This is a genomic window from Bacillus sp. FDAARGOS_235, assembly GCF_002073415.2.
In the GTDB taxonomy this organism is placed as follows: Bacteria; Bacillota; Bacilli; order Bacillales; family Bacillaceae_G; genus Bacillus_A; species Bacillus_A toyonensis.
On the sequence record NZ_CP020437.2, the window covers coordinates 1750184 to 1765783 of the forward strand.

General features: G+C 35.9%; 21 protein-coding genes. 8 read left to right on the forward strand and 13 right to left on the reverse strand.

From position 1 onward, the window contains the following. The first annotated feature begins 150 nt into the window (after positions 1–150). Positions 151–549, forward strand: coding sequence for an Ig-like domain-containing protein (locus tag A6J74_RS10720; RefSeq protein WP_000878713.1), 399 nt, complete (start codon positions 151–153; stop codon positions 547–549). Between the two features lie 24 nt (positions 550–573). On the opposite strand, the gene A6J74_RS10725 is transcribed toward A6J74_RS10720, so the two are convergent. Both A6J74_RS10725 and A6J74_RS10730 read right to left on the reverse strand, forming a co-directional pair. Further along, positions 574–969: a PH domain-containing protein gene (locus tag A6J74_RS10725; RefSeq protein ID WP_000395641.1), complete on the reverse strand. Its 396-nt coding sequence runs from the start codon at positions 967–969 to the stop codon at positions 574–576. A 77-nt stretch (positions 970–1046) separates the two neighbouring features. Continuing rightward, positions 1047–1958, reverse strand: a complete 912-nt coding sequence (locus A6J74_RS10730; RefSeq protein ID WP_000808239.1) for a DMT family transporter — start codon at positions 1956–1958, stop codon at positions 1047–1049. A gap of 203 nt (positions 1959–2161) precedes the next feature. Here A6J74_RS10730 and A6J74_RS10735 point away from each other — a divergent pair, with 203 nt between their 5' ends. The 6 genes from A6J74_RS10735 to exsF all read left to right on the forward strand — a co-directional run bounded on the left by A6J74_RS10735 (position 2162) and on the right by exsF (position 7369). Continuing rightward, entirely contained in the window at positions 2162–2893 is a 732-nt protein-coding gene (locus A6J74_RS10735) for an alpha/beta hydrolase (RefSeq protein ID WP_001076855.1), read from the forward strand. A 93-nt stretch (positions 2894–2986) separates the two neighbouring features. Further along, positions 2987–3505 carry a YjcG family protein gene (locus tag A6J74_RS10740; RefSeq protein WP_000765873.1) on the forward strand — a complete coding sequence of 173 codons (519 nt, stop codon included), beginning with the start codon at positions 2987–2989 and terminating at the stop codon, positions 3503–3505. Between the two features lies 1 nt (position 3506). After that, positions 3507–3929 carry a GNAT family N-acetyltransferase gene (locus tag A6J74_RS10745; protein WP_000543303.1) on the forward strand — a complete coding sequence of 141 codons (423 nt, stop codon included), beginning with the start codon at positions 3507–3509 and terminating at the stop codon, positions 3927–3929. 99 nt (positions 3930–4028) lie between these two features. Next, a complete protein-coding gene (locus A6J74_RS10750) occupies positions 4029–6095 on the forward strand; it encodes an ATP-dependent helicase (protein WP_000191189.1) in 2067 nt (688 codons plus the stop codon). Between the two features lie 132 nt (positions 6096–6227). Further along, positions 6228–6698, forward strand: a complete 471-nt coding sequence (cotY, locus tag A6J74_RS10755; RefSeq protein WP_001277720.1) for a spore coat protein CotY — start codon at positions 6228–6230, stop codon at positions 6696–6698. A 167-nt stretch (positions 6699–6865) separates the two neighbouring features. After that, complete coding sequence (exsF, locus tag A6J74_RS10760; RefSeq protein WP_000492940.1) at positions 6866–7369, forward strand: exosporium protein ExsF; 504 nt, start codon at positions 6866–6868, stop codon at positions 7367–7369. A 78-nt stretch (positions 7370–7447) separates the two neighbouring features. Here the strand turns inward: exsF and A6J74_RS10765 are convergent, their stop codons facing one another. After that, positions 7448–7633: a hypothetical protein gene (locus A6J74_RS10765; protein WP_033657318.1), complete on the reverse strand. Its 186-nt coding sequence runs from the start codon at positions 7631–7633 to the stop codon at positions 7448–7450. A 101-nt stretch (positions 7634–7734) separates the two neighbouring features. Continuing rightward, positions 7735–8094: a DUF1360 domain-containing protein gene (locus A6J74_RS10770; RefSeq protein ID WP_000899656.1), complete on the reverse strand. Its 360-nt coding sequence runs from the start codon at positions 8092–8094 to the stop codon at positions 7735–7737. A gap of 125 nt (positions 8095–8219) precedes the next feature. On the opposite strand from A6J74_RS10770, the gene exsY reads away from it, so the two are divergent. Continuing rightward, complete coding sequence (gene exsY / locus A6J74_RS10775) at positions 8220–8678, forward strand: exosporium assembly protein ExsY (RefSeq protein ID WP_001277750.1); 459 nt, start codon at positions 8220–8222, stop codon at positions 8676–8678. 60 nt (positions 8679–8738) lie between these two features. Here the strand turns inward: exsY and A6J74_RS10780 are convergent, their stop codons facing one another. The 9 genes from A6J74_RS10780 to A6J74_RS10820 form a co-directional block, all read right to left on the reverse strand. Beyond that, entirely contained in the window at positions 8739–9260 is a 522-nt protein-coding gene (locus A6J74_RS10780; RefSeq protein WP_002038172.1) for a spore coat CotO family protein, read from the reverse strand. A gap of 142 nt (positions 9261–9402) precedes the next feature. After that, entirely contained in the window at positions 9403–10173 is a 771-nt protein-coding gene (gene fabI / locus A6J74_RS10785; protein ID WP_000421885.1) for an enoyl-ACP reductase FabI, read from the reverse strand. 108 nt (positions 10174–10281) lie between these two features. Next, on the reverse strand, positions 10282–11136 hold the full coding sequence (rfbD, locus tag A6J74_RS10790) for a dTDP-4-dehydrorhamnose reductase (RefSeq protein WP_000664678.1): 855 nt from the start codon (positions 11134–11136) through the stop codon (positions 10282–10284). Between the two features lie 11 nt (positions 11137–11147). After that, the gene (rfbB, locus tag A6J74_RS10795) at positions 11148–12119 is read right to left on the reverse strand and encodes a dTDP-glucose 4,6-dehydratase (RefSeq protein ID WP_001024154.1); all 972 of its coding nucleotides are present in this window, start codon (positions 12117–12119) and stop codon (positions 11148–11150) included. A gap of 15 nt (positions 12120–12134) precedes the next feature. Next, on the reverse strand, positions 12135–12680 hold the full coding sequence (gene rfbC / locus A6J74_RS10800; protein ID WP_000869430.1) for a dTDP-4-dehydrorhamnose 3,5-epimerase: 546 nt from the start codon (positions 12678–12680) through the stop codon (positions 12135–12137). 8 nt (positions 12681–12688) lie between these two features. Then, positions 12689–13426, reverse strand: a complete 738-nt coding sequence (locus tag A6J74_RS10805; protein ID WP_000676186.1) for a sugar phosphate nucleotidyltransferase — start codon at positions 13424–13426, stop codon at positions 12689–12691. A 14-nt stretch (positions 13427–13440) separates the two neighbouring features. After that, positions 13441–14121 carry a glycosyltransferase family protein gene (locus tag A6J74_RS10810; protein ID WP_000651532.1) on the reverse strand — a complete coding sequence of 227 codons (681 nt, stop codon included), beginning with the start codon at positions 14119–14121 and terminating at the stop codon, positions 13441–13443. A gap of 12 nt (positions 14122–14133) precedes the next feature. Then, entirely contained in the window at positions 14134–14820 is a 687-nt protein-coding gene (locus A6J74_RS10815; protein ID WP_001271194.1) for a glycosyltransferase family protein, read from the reverse strand. Next, positions 14817–15506: a class I SAM-dependent methyltransferase gene (locus tag A6J74_RS10820; RefSeq protein WP_001078421.1), complete on the reverse strand. Its 690-nt coding sequence runs from the start codon at positions 15504–15506 to the stop codon at positions 14817–14819. The genes A6J74_RS10815 and A6J74_RS10820 overlap by 4 nt, the downstream gene beginning before the upstream one ends. Between the last annotated feature and the right edge of the window lie 94 nt (positions 15507–15600).

A 15600-nucleotide genomic window follows, 5' to 3' on the forward strand; every position in this document is an offset into this window, starting at 1 on the left:
CTCTGCTGTTATCGTAACAGCAGAGATTTTTTTACAGTTCGACAATCTTCTTCTCAAATTTAACAAATTCTTTATGTTTCGTTAAATTTAACATAACACTACTCCTTTATAGTATTAGTATTAGCACTTATACAGAAAGGGGACTCCAACATGTTAGCAGCTTTCCAGCAACAACATATAAGAAAATTTTCACCTATTACAAATACTTCTGCTTCTCGTTTAAACATTCAACCTAATCCACCCAAAATTTCAATTGCTCCTTCTGTTATTTCCGTTATCGGTATTCATATGCAAAAAAATAAGTTGAAAATAAAAACTGGACAAAGTGCGGATTTATCAGCTTCCGTTTTGCCAATGCAAGCAGCAAATAAAGAACTTATTTGGACAAATATGAATTCTGACATCATTACCATATATCCAAAAGGAGATACGGTAACGATTACTGGAAAAAGTGCAGGAAGAGCAGTCGTAATTGTTACAACTGCTGAAGGAAAATTTCGTGACCTATGCGTCATTCATGTACAACCTTATATGACAAACCCAAAGTAAAAGAGTGGCTACGAAGCCACTCTTTTACTTTATTTCAATGTGGGGATTTTTACTTTTTACGAGATTGATGAATTGTTCTTTATCTTTAGGAGAAATAATCTCTGTTTTATGTACGCCGTAAACAATTTCAAGTCGATCGAATGATAATGCGTGAGCTGCTATTGGGTTTTTCGTATTTGAAATTTGTTTTATATCTCGTATAAATATACATTTTTTTACGGGACCTGATCTAATAGTAATTGTTTCTTCCCCGACAATATATTTTGTTGAAAACCAACTCCAAATAAATACTATTGCCAATGGAATTGTAAAAAACAAAAGAAAATATTCTCTCCCTGCAAATATTGGAGTAAAACAGGCGCCTAAAATAATGAAAAAGATTGAATATAACCATGCGTCTTTTTTTGATGGAAATTCCACTACACTCCCCCCTTCTTCACCTAAATTTCTACAAAACAAAAAGAGAAGTATCTTAACTTCTCTTTTCTCCGCTAACATTATAAATCCTGTGTATACACTGGCTCGTTCACCACATTTTTTGCTGTTCTTTTTTGTTGCTGCAGTAAGAAAACAGATACACCAAACAATACGAGCGTGCTGCCGATAATTTGCATTGCGTTTAATTTTTCTCCCAGTAAGAAAAATGCTAGTATAGACGCCCCAACTGGTTCTCCTAAAATACTCATCGAAATTGTTGTTGCATTTACGTAGTTTAATAACCAATTATTAATGACATGTGACACTGTCGGTACAATCGCAAGTAAAAGAAAAACGGTCCAGTCCCACTTCGTATAACCTGTAAAAGGCACTTGCAGCACGATATTATAAATCCCCATAAAAATACCTGCGAATGCAAAAACTGTAAAGCTATAAATCCAGTGTGAGACTTTCTTTACTGTCGTTTGCCCGATAAATAAATAACCGACAACCGCTATTACACTTAAAAAGGATAATATATCTCCATAAATTGCTTGTTTACTTAAACCTAAATCTCCCCAACCAATACACATTACACCTAATATAGCGATACCCATCGTTGCAATGGCTGAGTAGGTTGTTCTTTCTTTAAATAGAAAAAAACCTCCAACTAAAGACACGATCGGTTGAAGTGCTAAAATAATTGTCGAGCTAGCAACTGTTGTATGCTTTAAAGACTCAAACCATAAAAGAAAATGTAGCGCTAAAAAGAATCCAGATCCAATTAAAAATCCCCAATCTTTTATTTGAATCTTCTGGAACTCTTCCCGCTTCTTCCAAACGATAGGCAGCATAATAAGTACAATAATCCATAAACGATACATACTTAAGATGGAAGATGGTGCTGAGGACATCTTTACAAAAACTGCTGCGAATGAAATAGCTATAATGGAAATGGCTAACGGTAGTGCAATTGATCTTTCCTGTTTCAAATTCTGTCTCCCCTCTCACCTGTCAAAAATCCCACTTCATTATATCCGTTTTCTTTCCTAACTTAAATACTAATTTTTTAGATTCTTCGTACCATTATGGTAAAATAGAAATTAAGGCACCTATTAGTGAATCGTTCTTTCATTTTCACTATAAGCGTCGCCCTTACAATCATTACAGTAAATTTTTATTTAGGGGGATCTACATGAATCAAACAATAGGGAGAATTGAGGAAATTTCATTTTATAGCGCATCACTTCAAGAAGATGTTACGCTTTTAGTTTACTTACCAGTAAATTACACGCCACTGCACAAACATACAGTTGTAATTGCACAAGATGGTAGAGATTATTTTCAGCTCGGTAAAGCACACCGTGTAATTGAAAGCCTTCGTGAAACTGAAGAAATTGACCGCACAATTATTGTCGGTATTCCATATAAAAACGTACACGATCGTAAGGAAAAATATTTCCCAAGCGATGTAAAGAATGCTGCTTACATTCGTTTCCTTGCTCACGAGCTTGCTCCATATATCGATGAAAATTATCCAACGTATCAAATGGGTAAAGGTCGCGTTTTAATTGGAGATTCTCTTGGCGGTACAGTTTCCTTTATGACTGCACTTATGTATCCGCATACATTCGGTAAAGTTGTTATGCAATCACCATTTGTTGACGAAACAGTAATGAACTTAGCAAAAGAATTCAAAGATCCACAGGCTTTAGAACTTTATCACGTCATTGGTACAGAAGAAACAGCTGTAAAGCGCACTGATGGACAAGTATCTGATTTCGTAGAACCGAACCGTGAGCTTAATACTCTTCTTACAGATAGAAATTTCATCACGCATTACGAAGAGTTTGAAGGTAATCATACTTGGAAGTATTGGCAGGCTGACTTACCGAAAGCCTTCTCTCATATTCTATCAATGAAATAATAGAGAGCAGTGTTCAGAATAATTTGATATAATAGATAAAGAGATTTATTTTTCTCAAAATCTAACTAGACTTACAAAGGGAGGAATTGGAACATGAAATTAGGCATTGTAATTTTTCCATCTAAAATGATTCAAGATAAAGCGAACGGATTGCGTAAGCGTTATGATCCGCACTACGCATTAGTTCCGCCACATATTACATTGAAAACACCCTTTGAGACGCAAGATGAACAATTAGAATCGATTGTAAACGAGCTACATACAATCGCAAATAAAACGAACCCTTTCACCCTTCATGTCGGAAAAGTTGGTTCATTCGCACCTGTTAATAATGTTCTTTATTTTAAAGTAGAAAAAACACCTGAACTTACTTTCTTAAATGAAGAAATGCATAGCGGATTATTCACGCAAGAACGCGAATACGCTTTCGTACCTCATTTAACAATCGGACAAGGTTTATCAGATGCAGAGCATGCTGATGTATTAGGTCGATTACGTATGAAAGATTTCTATTATGAACAACCAATTGATCGCTTCCATCTTCTATATCAATTAGAAAACGGAACATGGACTGTACACGAAACATTCCACCTTGGAAAGGGGAACAACTAATTTGCACGCACAGATCGTACAAACAGACGAACAACTAAGAGATGCATTCTCTGTACGTAAGCAAGTATTCGTGAATGAACAACGCGTTTCTGCTGAAGAAGAGTATGATGAGTTTGAAGAAACATCAACACACGTTGTTATATATGATAATGATGTTCCAGTTGGTGCTGGTCGTTTTCGCACCATTGATGGAATAGGAAAAATGGAACGCATTTGCGTACTAGCTTCCCATCGTAAAAAAGGCATTGGAAAACTTGTAATGGATGCACTTGAAGCATATGCAAAAAAAAACTCGCTACCAAAATTGAAACTTCATGCCCAAACACATGCTGAAGATTTCTATAAAAAACTTGGATACGTAACGAGTTCTGATGTATTTATGGAAGCAAATATTCCTCACATCGTTATGATAAAAGAATTGTAATTTGAAAACAGGAGGTAGCCCCTCCTGTTTTTTACATTGCTATTTTCTTTTTCTTCCGCTAAAGTTAAATGTTGATGCTATAGTTTTGAAGGTGAATATATGACACAAGAAAAATTTTCACAAAAATCGTTAACACACGCTGATATTCCGCGTGCGACATATCATATTCCGAAAACATCTACCCATTTAATTATGGAAGAAGATGCAGATGCGGCGTATTTCCGCGCTCTCGAACAGCAAAATGTTTTTCTAAACGAAAAACAATTAGAAGCTGTGCGAACGACAGAAGGTCCTGTTCTTACATTGGCTGGTGCCGGAAGCGGAAAAACATCTGTTTTAACAACCCGCGTTGGTTATTTAGTAAATGTAAAACAAGTTCATCCACGGAATATTTTATTGCTTACATTTACACAAAAAGCGGCTGAAGAAATCCGAAGTCGTGTAGCAAATTTACCAGGTATGAATCGTGCCACAAGTAGCTATGTTGTTGCTGGTACATTCCACTCTGTCTTTTTAAAATTGCTTCGTAGCCAAGGATATAATCAGCAAATTTTAGCAAATGAAAAACATAAACAAATTATGATAAAGAAAATTTTAAAAGAATTACGTTTAAAAGACGGTTATGATGCGGAAACGATGCTCGCTATGATTTCCCTTGAAAAAAACAACTTAAATCGTCCGAAAGATGTAAAAGCGAAAACACCAGTTGAACAAGAATTTAAAGAAGTATACGAACGTTTTGAAGAGGTAAAACAACGATATAATTATATCGATTTCGACGACATCTTATTAGAAACATATTATATGTTAGAAAATAACGCTCCCTTACTTACTCAATTACAACAACGTTTCCACTATATTGAAGTAGATGAGTTCCAAGATACATCGTATGCACAATATGAAATTGTAAAATTGTTAGCCACGCCAAGAAATAATTTATTTATCGCAGGTGATGATGATCAAGCGATCTATGGCTGGCGAGGAGCAAGTCATCAAATTATTTTATCTTTCCCAAAGGAATTTGATAATACAACGATTATCGCGCTTAATACGAATTATCGATCCAATCCATTTATCGTTGGACTTGGAAATGAAGTTATCAAACTAAATCAAGAGCGTTTTGATAAAGAGCTATATTCTGTTCGTGAAGAAGGTGTACAACCATTTTACGCACGACCAGCTACAACTCTTGATGAAGCAAATCAAATTTTACAGCTCATTCAAGAGAAAGTAGATAGTGGCGAACGAAACTATAAAGATTTTTGTTTACTGTATCGCACACATTCTGTAAGCCGTTCGTTACTTGATCAGCTTACAATTCATAAAATCCCGTTTATTAAACACGGTGCGAGTCAATCCTTTTACGAGCACTCTTTAATTAGACCTGTATTAGATCATTTACGACTCGTGATTGAACCGTTTCGCCTAGAATCTCTTTCTAACATATTACCAACTATGTATATCGGCCGAGATGAGTGCATTTCCTTTATTGAACGTGAGCAATGGAAATATGGTGAAGGTCGTTTCCCTTCTCTTCTTCATTTCTTATTATTAAATCCGAGCTTGAAACCTTTTCAAGTAAAAAAGGTAAATGAGCGCATTGATTTTATTAAATTTATAAAAGAACTAGAACCGAAAAAAGCATTAAAAGAAATTATTCATGGTAAAGGAAAATATTTAGAGTACTTACAAAGTAACGATCGTTCTTCCTTTACGATGCATAAAGACATCCAAGAAGAAATGTTAGAAGAATTAATGGAGTCTGCAACTCGTTTCACCGATATTCCAGCTTACTTACAATTTATCGACGAGGCGATTCAAGGTCAAAAAGAAATGGAAGCATTAAAAACTATGCCGCAAAAAGATGCCGTTTCGCTTATGTCCATTCATAACGCAAAAGGCCTTGAGTTTCCATGCGTCTTTTTACTTGGAGCGAGCGATGGTATTTTGCCGCATACTTCTTCTTTAAAAGACGCAAATGACCGTGTAACGGAAACTTCTGAAGCACTAGAGGAAGAACGACGATTACTCTATGTCGCAATTACACGTGCGAAAGAAGAACTTTACATTTCTTCTCCGCAATTTTTCAGAGGAAAGAAATTAGACATATCTCGTTTTTTATATACTACAAGAAAAGACTTACCTGAAAAGACATCCACTAAATAAGGATGTCTTTTCTCGTACTCCCCCCTCCTATTCAAATTACCTGCTTTTATCATAAGAATTAACGTAATATCAACCATATCCCGTTCATATTGTAATAGTGTATGTCAGAACTCACGATAAGGAGTGAACATAATGAGCTGCAATTGCAACGAAGATAATCATCACCATGATTTTGATTTCAACTGTGTATCTAATGTCGTTCGTTTTATACATGAATTACAAGAATGCGCAACCACTACATGTGGATCTGGTTGCGAAGTTCCATTTTTAGGAGCACATAACACTGCATCAGTAGCGAATACACGTCCTTTTATTTTATACACAAAGGCTGGAGAACCTTTTGAAGCATTTGCACCATCAGGAAGCCTTGTTAGCTGTAGAACTCCAATTTTCCGCGTTGAAAGCATCGATGATGATGATTGTGCTGTGTTACGTGCATTAGCTGTAGTATTAGGTGATGGCTCCTCTGTACCACCTGGTGACGATCCAATTTGTACGTTTTTAAATGTACCAAATGCAAGGTTAGTATCAACCCCTGCTTGTCTTACGGTTGATTTAAGTTGCTTCTGTGCTATTCAATGCTTACGTGATGTTACGATTTAAAACTAAATAACGATTTAAGCATGGATTGGGTGGCAGAGAATTCTGCCACCCAATCCATGCTTAAAAGGTATTATTATGTATTTTTTATAAAATTGGGAACTTGTCTAGAACATAGAACCTGTCCTTTTCATTAACTGAAAGTAGAAACAGATAAAGGAGTGAAAAACATGTTCTCTTCTGATTGCGAATTTACTAAGATTGATTGCGAAGCGAAACCAGCTAGTACACTACCTGCCTTCGGTTTTGCTTTCAACGCTTCTGCACCTCAGTTCGCTTCACTATTTACACCATTACTATTACCTAGCGTAAGTCCAAACCCAAATATTACTGTTCCTGTAATAAATGATACAGTAAGTGTCGGAGATGGTATTCGAATTCTACGAGCTGGTATTTATCAAATTAGTTATACATTAACAATTAGTCTTGATAACGTTCCTACGGCACCAGAAGCTGGTCGTTTCTTCTTATCATTAGGTACGCCGGCTAACATTATTCCTGGATCAGGTACAGCGGTTCGTTCTAACGTTATTGGTACTGGTGAAGTAGACGTATCCAGTGGTGTTATTCTTATTAACTTAAACCCTGGTGACTTAATTCAAATCGTACCAGTTGAATTGATTGGAACTGTAGACGTCCGTGCGGCAGCATTAACAGTTGCACAAATTAGCTAGTAAAAAGCGGTATTTCTAAAACAGGAATACCGCTTTTTTATATTTATAATAAAAAACACTCACAGTAACATGAGTGTTTCATTCTTCATATTGTTTTATTTTGTTCTTCTTTTTCCCGCAATTACATCCCTTTTTCTTCACAAATCCTTGTTGTTGCAATTGTTCTTGATATGCCTGTTGTTGTGCTTGGTGTTGTTGCTGTATGTGATACCACTGCTGCAGGTCATATGAATTTTGCCTTTGATTACTGCTCACAGCAAACATCTCCTCTACTGTCAATTCTGTCTATTCACTATATGAACAACTTCTTATATCCGTTCCCTCATTCTTTTAAACTCCGCTTTTTCTCACATTTTGAAACTATATTATTCTCCTATAAAATATCCTGTAATTGTTTCAATAATTGCAGCTGCACCTGCGATAGCTAATAATGCAAGTAATGGCTCCGCAACGATCGGGATCCAATTATATAAAACTAATAAAAAAGCACTGACCCATACACCTGTACACCAATAACAACTTAATAATTCGCCAATCCATTTTCTTAATCCTTTACCTTTTACTTTTGTAAAAGTTGATAAGCTTCCATCCGGTTCCGTAATCTCTAATTCATCAATAAACGGTCTTCGCAAAAAAGCTGTAATTTTATCATAAACAATTAAACGAGTGAGCCTAAAAGCAGCTAACGCGAATATAAAAAATAAAAGCCAGCTTGTAAATAGCATGAATCCACCTTCCCTTATCTTCTTTCGCCTATTTAAAAAAAAAGGTCTTGAGATTGTGACCAAATCTCTCCGACTCCAATATCTTATTAATGTAAATACAAACAAGAAGATAAGGAGTGACATTAATGAGTTGTAACGAAAATAAACACCATAGCTCTTCTCATTGTGTAGTTGACGTTGTAAAATTCATCAATGAATTACAAGATTGCTCTACTACTACGTGTGGATCTGGTTGTGAAATCCCATTTTTAGGAGCACACAATACTGCATCAGTAGCAAATACACGCCCTTTTATTTTATACACAAAAACTGGTGAACCTTTTGAAGCATTTGCACCATCTTCAAGCCTTACTAGCTGCCGTTCTCCAATTTTCCGTGTGGAAAGCGTAGATGATGATAGCTGTGCTGTACTGCGTGTGTTAACTGTAGTATTAGGTGACGGTTCTCCTGTACCGCCTGGTGACGATCCAATTTGTACGTTTTTAGCTGTACCAAATGCAAGATTAATCTCGACATCTACTTGCATTACTGTTGATTTAAGCTGCTTCTGTGCGATTCAATGCCTACGCGACGTTACTATCTAATAAGTTAAGTAAACTAAAAAACTATTGGGGTGGTAGAAGCTTTCTACCACCTTTACATATTTAAAAGCCGGCCATATCAATCGATTTGATGTCTTCTATAGATAACCGAACATCTCTCATACTATTTGGTGGCATAATGGATACAATGCCATTACGATACGATATAATCGATCCTATATATGAGACGGTAGTCGTTCTTATCCTACATCTTACTTTCGGAATGTAATGAGGACGATTTAATAAAAAATGAATTTTTTCTTCATTATTCATATCTTTAAATGATTTATTGTACGGGACGGCTCTCACTTGCTGTTGTTCTTCTTGCTCTTCTTGTTCCTCTTCTTCTATTTTTTCTTCTATTTGCTGCTCTTCTTGTTCTATCACCTCTTCCACAGCACTACTTACAACATTTTCGTTTCTATTACTTTTCTCTTCTCGGTCCTCATCTTCAAAATTCGTTAATATAATTCGTTTTATTTTCGGTGCAGCAAGTTCTAAATTTACTTGCGCAATATATAACAACGGTTTTCCAACTGTTGAACTTTTATTTTTATTCTTCACACTCGTCCCTCCCACTTCCATACGTCGCTGAATAAATCGTGTACTATTATAGTTATATTCATAACGTGGCAAGAACTTTCGTTAAAAATCGTTCTTTCTGAGAACAATAAAAAAGGACAGCCTCAACTTTTAGAGACTGTCCTTTAAAAACTATAATCAATATTTATCCTAAAATATGATATCCTGAATCAACGTGAATATTTTCTCCTGTTACACCGCGTGCTAAATCACTGAATAGGAATACTGCTGTATCTCCAACCTCTTCTGGCGTTGTAGTACGACGAAGTGGTGCACGCTCCTCGATTTCTCTTAAGATTGAGTTAAAATCGCCTACACCTTTCGCAGATAACGTACGAATTGGTCCTGCAGAAATAGCGTTCACACGAATGCCATGTTGGCCTAAATCGTTTGCTAAATATTTTACGCTCGCTTCTAATGAAGCTTTCGCAACACCCATAACGTTATAATTCTTCACAACGCGCTCACCACCAAGGTATGTTAACGTTAAAATATTTCCGCCTTCTGTCATTACTTTCTTCGCTTCTCTTGCTACAGCTGTTAAAGAGAATGCACTAATATTTTGTGCAAGTAAAAATCCATCGCGAGAAGTATCTACAAATTCACCTTTTAAATCATCACGATTTGCAAAAGCAATACAATGTGCTACACCGTGAATTGTACCAACTTCTTGCTTAATCGTTTCAAAGCAAGCTGTAAGTTCTTCATCATTCGTTACATCACAAGGTAATACAAGTGATTCTTGTCCTTCTAATGTGTCCGCTAATTCACGAACATTTCTTTCTAAACGTTCTCCTGCATATGTGAATATTAATTTTGCACCTGCATTATGCAAAGAGCGAGCAATTCCCCATGCAATACTTCTTTGGTTCGCAACGCCCATAACAACAAATGTTTTCCCTTGTAATAGTTCCATGATATATCCTCCCAGAAATACTTATACTTGTTATTAGTACCTGATACTATAATTATAGTACCATAAAACCGCTTAAAGGCAAACAAAAAAGTCATTAACATAAATTTGTTAATGACTTTTTGTTTCTATAAAAAAACGTTCTAATCCTTCTTCCCAAGAAGGCATTTGTAAAAAACCATTTAATCGTAGCATATTATGTTGAAAAATAGAATATTTCGGCCTCGCAGCCTCCGATCCGAATTCTTCCGTTGAAACAGGTAATACATTCACATTCATATTTGCATAAGAAAATATTTTTTGTGCAAATTCAAACCAAGAACATGATCCTCTATTGGATACGTGATATGTACCGTATAAAGAAGTGTGAATGAGCTTATTAACCATCATATTTAAATCTGCCACGTACGTAGGAGAGCCAATTTGATCCGCTACAACGGTTATTTCATCTTTTTCTTTACCTAATCGCATCATCGTTTTCACAAAATTACTTCCATATTTACCATACAGCCACGATGTACGAACGATAAAATATTTATTATGTAACTCTTTGACGAACTGCTCCCCCGCATACTTAGAGGCCCCGTATATATTTATCGGCGCTGGATTATGAAATTCCCCATACCCATCCGGTCTTGCGCCCTGAAATACATAATCGGTACTAATGTAAACTAACTTAGCCCCTACTAATTGTGAAGCAACCGCTACATTTCGAGCTCCTATTGCATTTATTAAATAAGCAAGATCTTGTTCTTTCTCAGCACGGTCCACCTTCGTATAAGCTGCACAATGAATGATTATATGTGGTCTTATCTCTTGTACCACTTGTTGAACTCGGGATATGTTTGTTACATCTAGTAACTTTTTATCAAAAGGATATATGTCATATTCTTCAGGACTTAACTCTTCTTGCAGTTGCTTTCCTAACTGACCATTTGCTCCTGTTATAATAACCCGCTCTTTCATTTTCATGCCCCTTACTTTTCTTTTAGTGGTTTCCACCATTCTATATGATTTTCATACCATTCCACTGTTTCTTTTAGCCCTTGTTCAAACGTATACTGCGGTTCCCAATCAAACTCATTCTTCATTTTGTGTGCATCAATTGCATAACGACGATCATGACCTAAACGATCTGTAACAAATTCAATATCTTTTTCTGTTTTACCTAAGAGAGTAATAATTTGCTCCACAACATCTACATTTGTTTTTTCATTATTTCCGCCTATATTATATACTTCTCCTAAACGCCCCTTATGCAAAACGATGTCAATTGCACTGCAATGATCCTTTACATGTAACCAATCTCTTACATTTAATCCATCACCATATAACGGTAGTTTTTTTCCTTCCAGCGCATTCGTAACCATTAATGGAATTAATTTTTCGGGATATTGATACGGCCCATAGTTATTGGAACAACGCGTCACTATAACTGGTAATTTATATGTTTTATAATAAGATAAAGCTATCATGTCCGCGCTCGCCTTACTTGAAGAATACGGACTATTTGGAGCTAATGGGGTTTCCTCAGTAAACTTTCCTGTTTTCCCTAAAGAACCATATACTTCATCTGTTGATACTTGTACGAGCTTAATATGCGGATACTTTTTCACTAATTCTAATAAAGTGACTGTCCCGATTACGTTTGTATCATAAAAAGGGATCGGATCTTCAATGCTACGATCTACATGTGATTCAGCTGCGAAATTTACAACTACTTGCACGTCACGTTCCTTAATAACATGTTCCAGCAGCTCTCCATTTTGAATTTCCCCTTTTACAAAAAAGTAATTCGGATGATCTTGAAGAGACTTTACGTTATTTAAATTCCCGCTATATGTTAATGCATCGAAATTTATTATTTTATATGTTTCATAGCTTTGTAACATGTAATGGACAAAGTTACTTCCAATAAATCCGGCCCCACCTGTTACTAATATATTCATAAACAACTCTCCTACTCAAAAGCTATCTTCACATTCCTGAAGTAACGGTAATATTCGATCTTTATCAGACAAAATAGGACTTGTTACTGGCCATGGAATCGCTAATTCTTTATCGTTCCAAAGCACACCAGAGTCATGATCAGCACTATAATATTCATCTACTTTATACATAACAATAGTATGCGGGACAAGTGTACAAAAACCATGTGCAAATCCTTTTGGCACTAATAATTGCCTGTGGTTATCTGCGCTTAAAATATATCCTCTCCACTGTTTAAAGGTTGGTGAATCTCTTCGCAAATCAACGATAACATCATAGATTGCTCCTTGCATAACTTGAATAAGTTTCGTTTGTGCTTTCGGATTTTTTTGAAAGTGTAATCCGCGAATTGTTCCCGCTTCTGCTGAATAAGAAACATTATCCTGTACAAATGAATACGTAACCCCTAATGTTTCTAGCACCTTCTTATTATAACTTTCAGTAAAAAAGCCACGCTCATCTCCAAATAACCTCGGTTCTAACAATTTTGCATCGGTAAAGTTTGTTTCTACAACTTTCATATTCTCACCTATTCTCCGTTAAACTGTTTCCCAAAGTTCATATCCCGTGCTAACGTATTCGCCCTTTGAAGAGAAGCATGAGTTCCCGCATCCGTCCACCAACCGCTCATTTCATTATAAGTAAGTACTCCTCGTTTTAAATACCAATTATTTATATCTGTAATTTCAAGTTCTCCCCTTGCGGAAGGTTTTAATTCTTTTATATAAGAAAAGACTTTCGAATCATACAAATAAATTCCCGTAACAGCATAAGAGCTTTTCGGCTCTTTCGGCTTTTCTTCAATTTCAATTATTTTTCGGTTTTGAATATGCGCTACACCAAACCTTTCAGGATCTTCTACAGATTGCAATAGCACTTTCGCACCTTCTTTTTGCTTTGTAAACTCTTCAACATACGGATGAATATCATCTGAAAAAATATTATCTCCTAATATAACTACCATACGATCATTTCCGACGAAATCTTCACAAAGACCTAAAGCTTGTGCAATCCCGCCCGCTTTATCTTGCACCCGATACGTAAAAGACACGCCAAATTCGTGGCCACTTCCTAAAAAGCTAACAACATCTCCCATATGCTCTTTACCTGTAATTATCATAACATCTGTAATCCCGCATTGTTTTAGCTTATATACTGCATGATAAATCATTGGATACCGTCCAACAGGAAGCAAATGTTTATTCGTGACTTTCGTAATTGGATATAGTCTCGATCCAGTTCCGCCCGCTAAAATAATCCCTTTCATCCTACATCTCTCCCTTATGATGGAGATAGTATATCTTTATACTGTTCTACAAACACTTTCCGATACTTCTCGTATGTATCGGCATCAAACTCATCTCCGTTATAATGAATACACCATAAATTTGCTTGATTAGGGATGCCAATTAGATAGCCAGCCTTTTGAAACTCTAAAGACTGTGAAACGTCATAAAAGTGGAATCCTTGAAATAAATCTTCTCGCCACGGAATATCATACTGTGTTGCCATGAGTAAACCATCGATTGCCTGCACTGACATAAAAGATTGATTTCCATAAAACCCTTGATCTAAATTTAATAATTGATAATTCCGTCTTCTATACTCAATCACTTTCCCCACTAAATTTTTCCCTTCCCACCATATCCCGTTACTCGGTAAAAACTGAGCACCAGCGACTCCAATTAAACCAAGTTTTTCATTTTCTTTAAAAAGAGAAATAAGATTATAAAACATATCACGATTAATAAGGTACGTGTCTTGATGTATATATACTTTATACTTTGCTGGAAATGAAAGAGCACGGTTATATGCACTTGCCATACTTTTTGCATCTCGTATCGGGAAAATTTGCACAGCATAGCCAGGGGGAACAAAAATGTTTCTTATTTGCCTCTCGCATTGCTCGAAAAGCTTTTCATTATTTACACAAACAACGACTAATATTGTGTGATCTTTCATTTTGTAGCCCCTCTATTCTTCCTTATTCACATCTGACATATAGTTTTCTACAAATACTTTTCTATATTTTTCATAGTTTGTCATATTCACATCGAAATGATAATGAATACACCAAGCATCGCGCTGTACAGGTACACCGACTGTATATCCTGCTTTTTTAAATTCAAATGATTGAGATACATCATAAAAGTCAAATCCGTCAAATAAGTCTTCTCGCCACGGGATATCATATTGTGTTGCCATTAACAAACCGTCAATACATTCAACAGGAATAAACGTCTTTGATTCATGAAATGGTTGCTCTAAACTTGCCATATAAAACAAATCGTTCATATAACCAATGACTTTCCCGACAATCCCACGCCCTTCGTTCCATACACCAGTTGGAGGAACATATTGCGATCCAACCATCCCAATCATTCCAAGATGTTCATGTTCCTCAAATAATTGAATTAATCCGTATAAAAAGGCTGCGTTTATAATAAATACATCTTGGTGTAAATACACTTTATACTTTGCTGGATGTGAAATGGCTTGATTGTATCCGCTCGTCATGCTTTTTGCATTTCGAATCGGCATGAATTGTATAGTATATCCAGGAGGTACTGCCAATTTCAATATATGTCGCGCACATTGTGCATACAATTTCCGATCATTTATACATGTAACAAATAATATTGTTTTGTCTGCCGCACTCATAATTGTGATTTTTCTGCTTCAATAATATATTGAAATACAACCGTCTCAGCCATGAAGCCACTTCCAAGACGATACTTTTTACAAATTCCATATAACTCTTCAATAAGTGGCTCATATATTTTATGATCAACATATACACGATCTACTTTACTAATTGAATATCCAGCTTTTAAAAACAGTCTTAACATTTCATTAAAAGTAAAGAAACGAATATGCGTTTTATCTAACAGACCATACTCTGTATACGTCCAGTTTCCAGCGAGTAAGGGGGCTAACACCGAGATGTGAGCAACGTTCGGTATACTAGCTAAAATCACACCATTTTGTTTGATATATGGTTTCACTTTTTCTACCACAGCCCATGGATCAAACAAATGCTCTAATACGTCACCAAATATGACGCAATCAAATTGGCCCTCCTCATACGGCATATCCATTGTCTCTATATCACCTAAAACAACATGATCTAGCTTTTCTTTTGCTTTTTCCGCTGCTTCTGAAAATGCCTCAATTCCTGATACACGTGTACCATTTTCTTTTATAGCCGCTCCTAATGCACCGCTCGAGCAACCAATATCAAGAACTTCTTTCCATTCCTTTTTTATATGCTTCAATAAATTTGGATTCGCTGCATTATAATAAAAATCAGATTTTTCTTCATATAAAGAACTTTTTTCCCGATTCATTTCACACACTCCTTATGTAAATTGAATTTGAAATATACATCTCATATGAACAAAATACACTTTATAACCAATACCATCCCTGCCGATACTCTAA

Bases quoted from the DNA above. Each gene is read 5' to 3' on its own strand.
- A6J74_RS10815 (WP_001271194.1), bottom strand. From the start codon at position 14,820: ATGAGTGCGGCAGACAAAACAATATTATTTGTTACATGTATAAATGAT.
- exsF (WP_000492940.1), top strand. From the start codon at position 6,866: ATGTTCTCTTCTGATTGCGAATTTACTAAGATTGATTGCGAAGCGAAA.
- A6J74_RS10740 (WP_000765873.1), top strand. From the start codon at position 2,987: ATGAAATTAGGCATTGTAATTTTTCCATCTAAAATGATTCAAGATAAA.
- rfbB (WP_001024154.1), bottom strand. From the start codon at position 12,119: ATGAATATATTAGTAACAGGTGGGGCCGGATTTATTGGAAGTAACTTT.
- A6J74_RS10780 (WP_002038172.1), bottom strand. From the start codon at position 9,260: ATGGAAGTGGGAGGGACGAGTGTGAAGAATAAAAATAAAAGTTCAACA.
- fabI (WP_000421885.1), bottom strand. From the start codon at position 10,173: ATGGAACTATTACAAGGGAAAACATTTGTTGTTATGGGCGTTGCGAAC.
- A6J74_RS10810 (WP_000651532.1), bottom strand. From the start codon at position 14,121: ATGAAAGATCACACAATATTAGTCGTTGTTTGTGTAAATAATGAAAAG.
- rfbD (WP_000664678.1), bottom strand. From the start codon at position 11,136: ATGAAAGAGCGGGTTATTATAACAGGAGCAAATGGTCAGTTAGGAAAG.
- A6J74_RS10765 (WP_033657318.1), bottom strand. From the start codon at position 7,633: ATGTTTGCTGTGAGCAGTAATCAAAGGCAAAATTCATATGACCTGCAG.
- A6J74_RS10735 (WP_001076855.1), top strand. From the start codon at position 2,162: ATGAATCAAACAATAGGGAGAATTGAGGAAATTTCATTTTATAGCGCA.
- cotY (WP_001277720.1), top strand. From the start codon at position 6,228: ATGAGCTGCAATTGCAACGAAGATAATCATCACCATGATTTTGATTTC.
- A6J74_RS10720 (WP_000878713.1), top strand. From the start codon at position 151: ATGTTAGCAGCTTTCCAGCAACAACATATAAGAAAATTTTCACCTATT.
- A6J74_RS10750 (WP_000191189.1), top strand. From the start codon at position 4,029: ATGACACAAGAAAAATTTTCACAAAAATCGTTAACACACGCTGATATT.
- A6J74_RS10820 (WP_001078421.1), bottom strand. From the start codon at position 15,506: ATGAATCGGGAAAAAAGTTCTTTATATGAAGAAAAATCTGATTTTTAT.
- A6J74_RS10805 (WP_000676186.1), bottom strand. From the start codon at position 13,426: ATGAAAGGGATTATTTTAGCGGGCGGAACTGGATCGAGACTATATCCA.
- exsY (WP_001277750.1), top strand. From the start codon at position 8,220: ATGAGTTGTAACGAAAATAAACACCATAGCTCTTCTCATTGTGTAGTT.
- A6J74_RS10770 (WP_000899656.1), bottom strand. From the start codon at position 8,094: ATGCTATTTACAAGCTGGCTTTTATTTTTTATATTCGCGTTAGCTGCT.
- rfbC (WP_000869430.1), bottom strand. From the start codon at position 12,680: ATGAAAGTTGTAGAAACAAACTTTACCGATGCAAAATTGTTAGAACCG.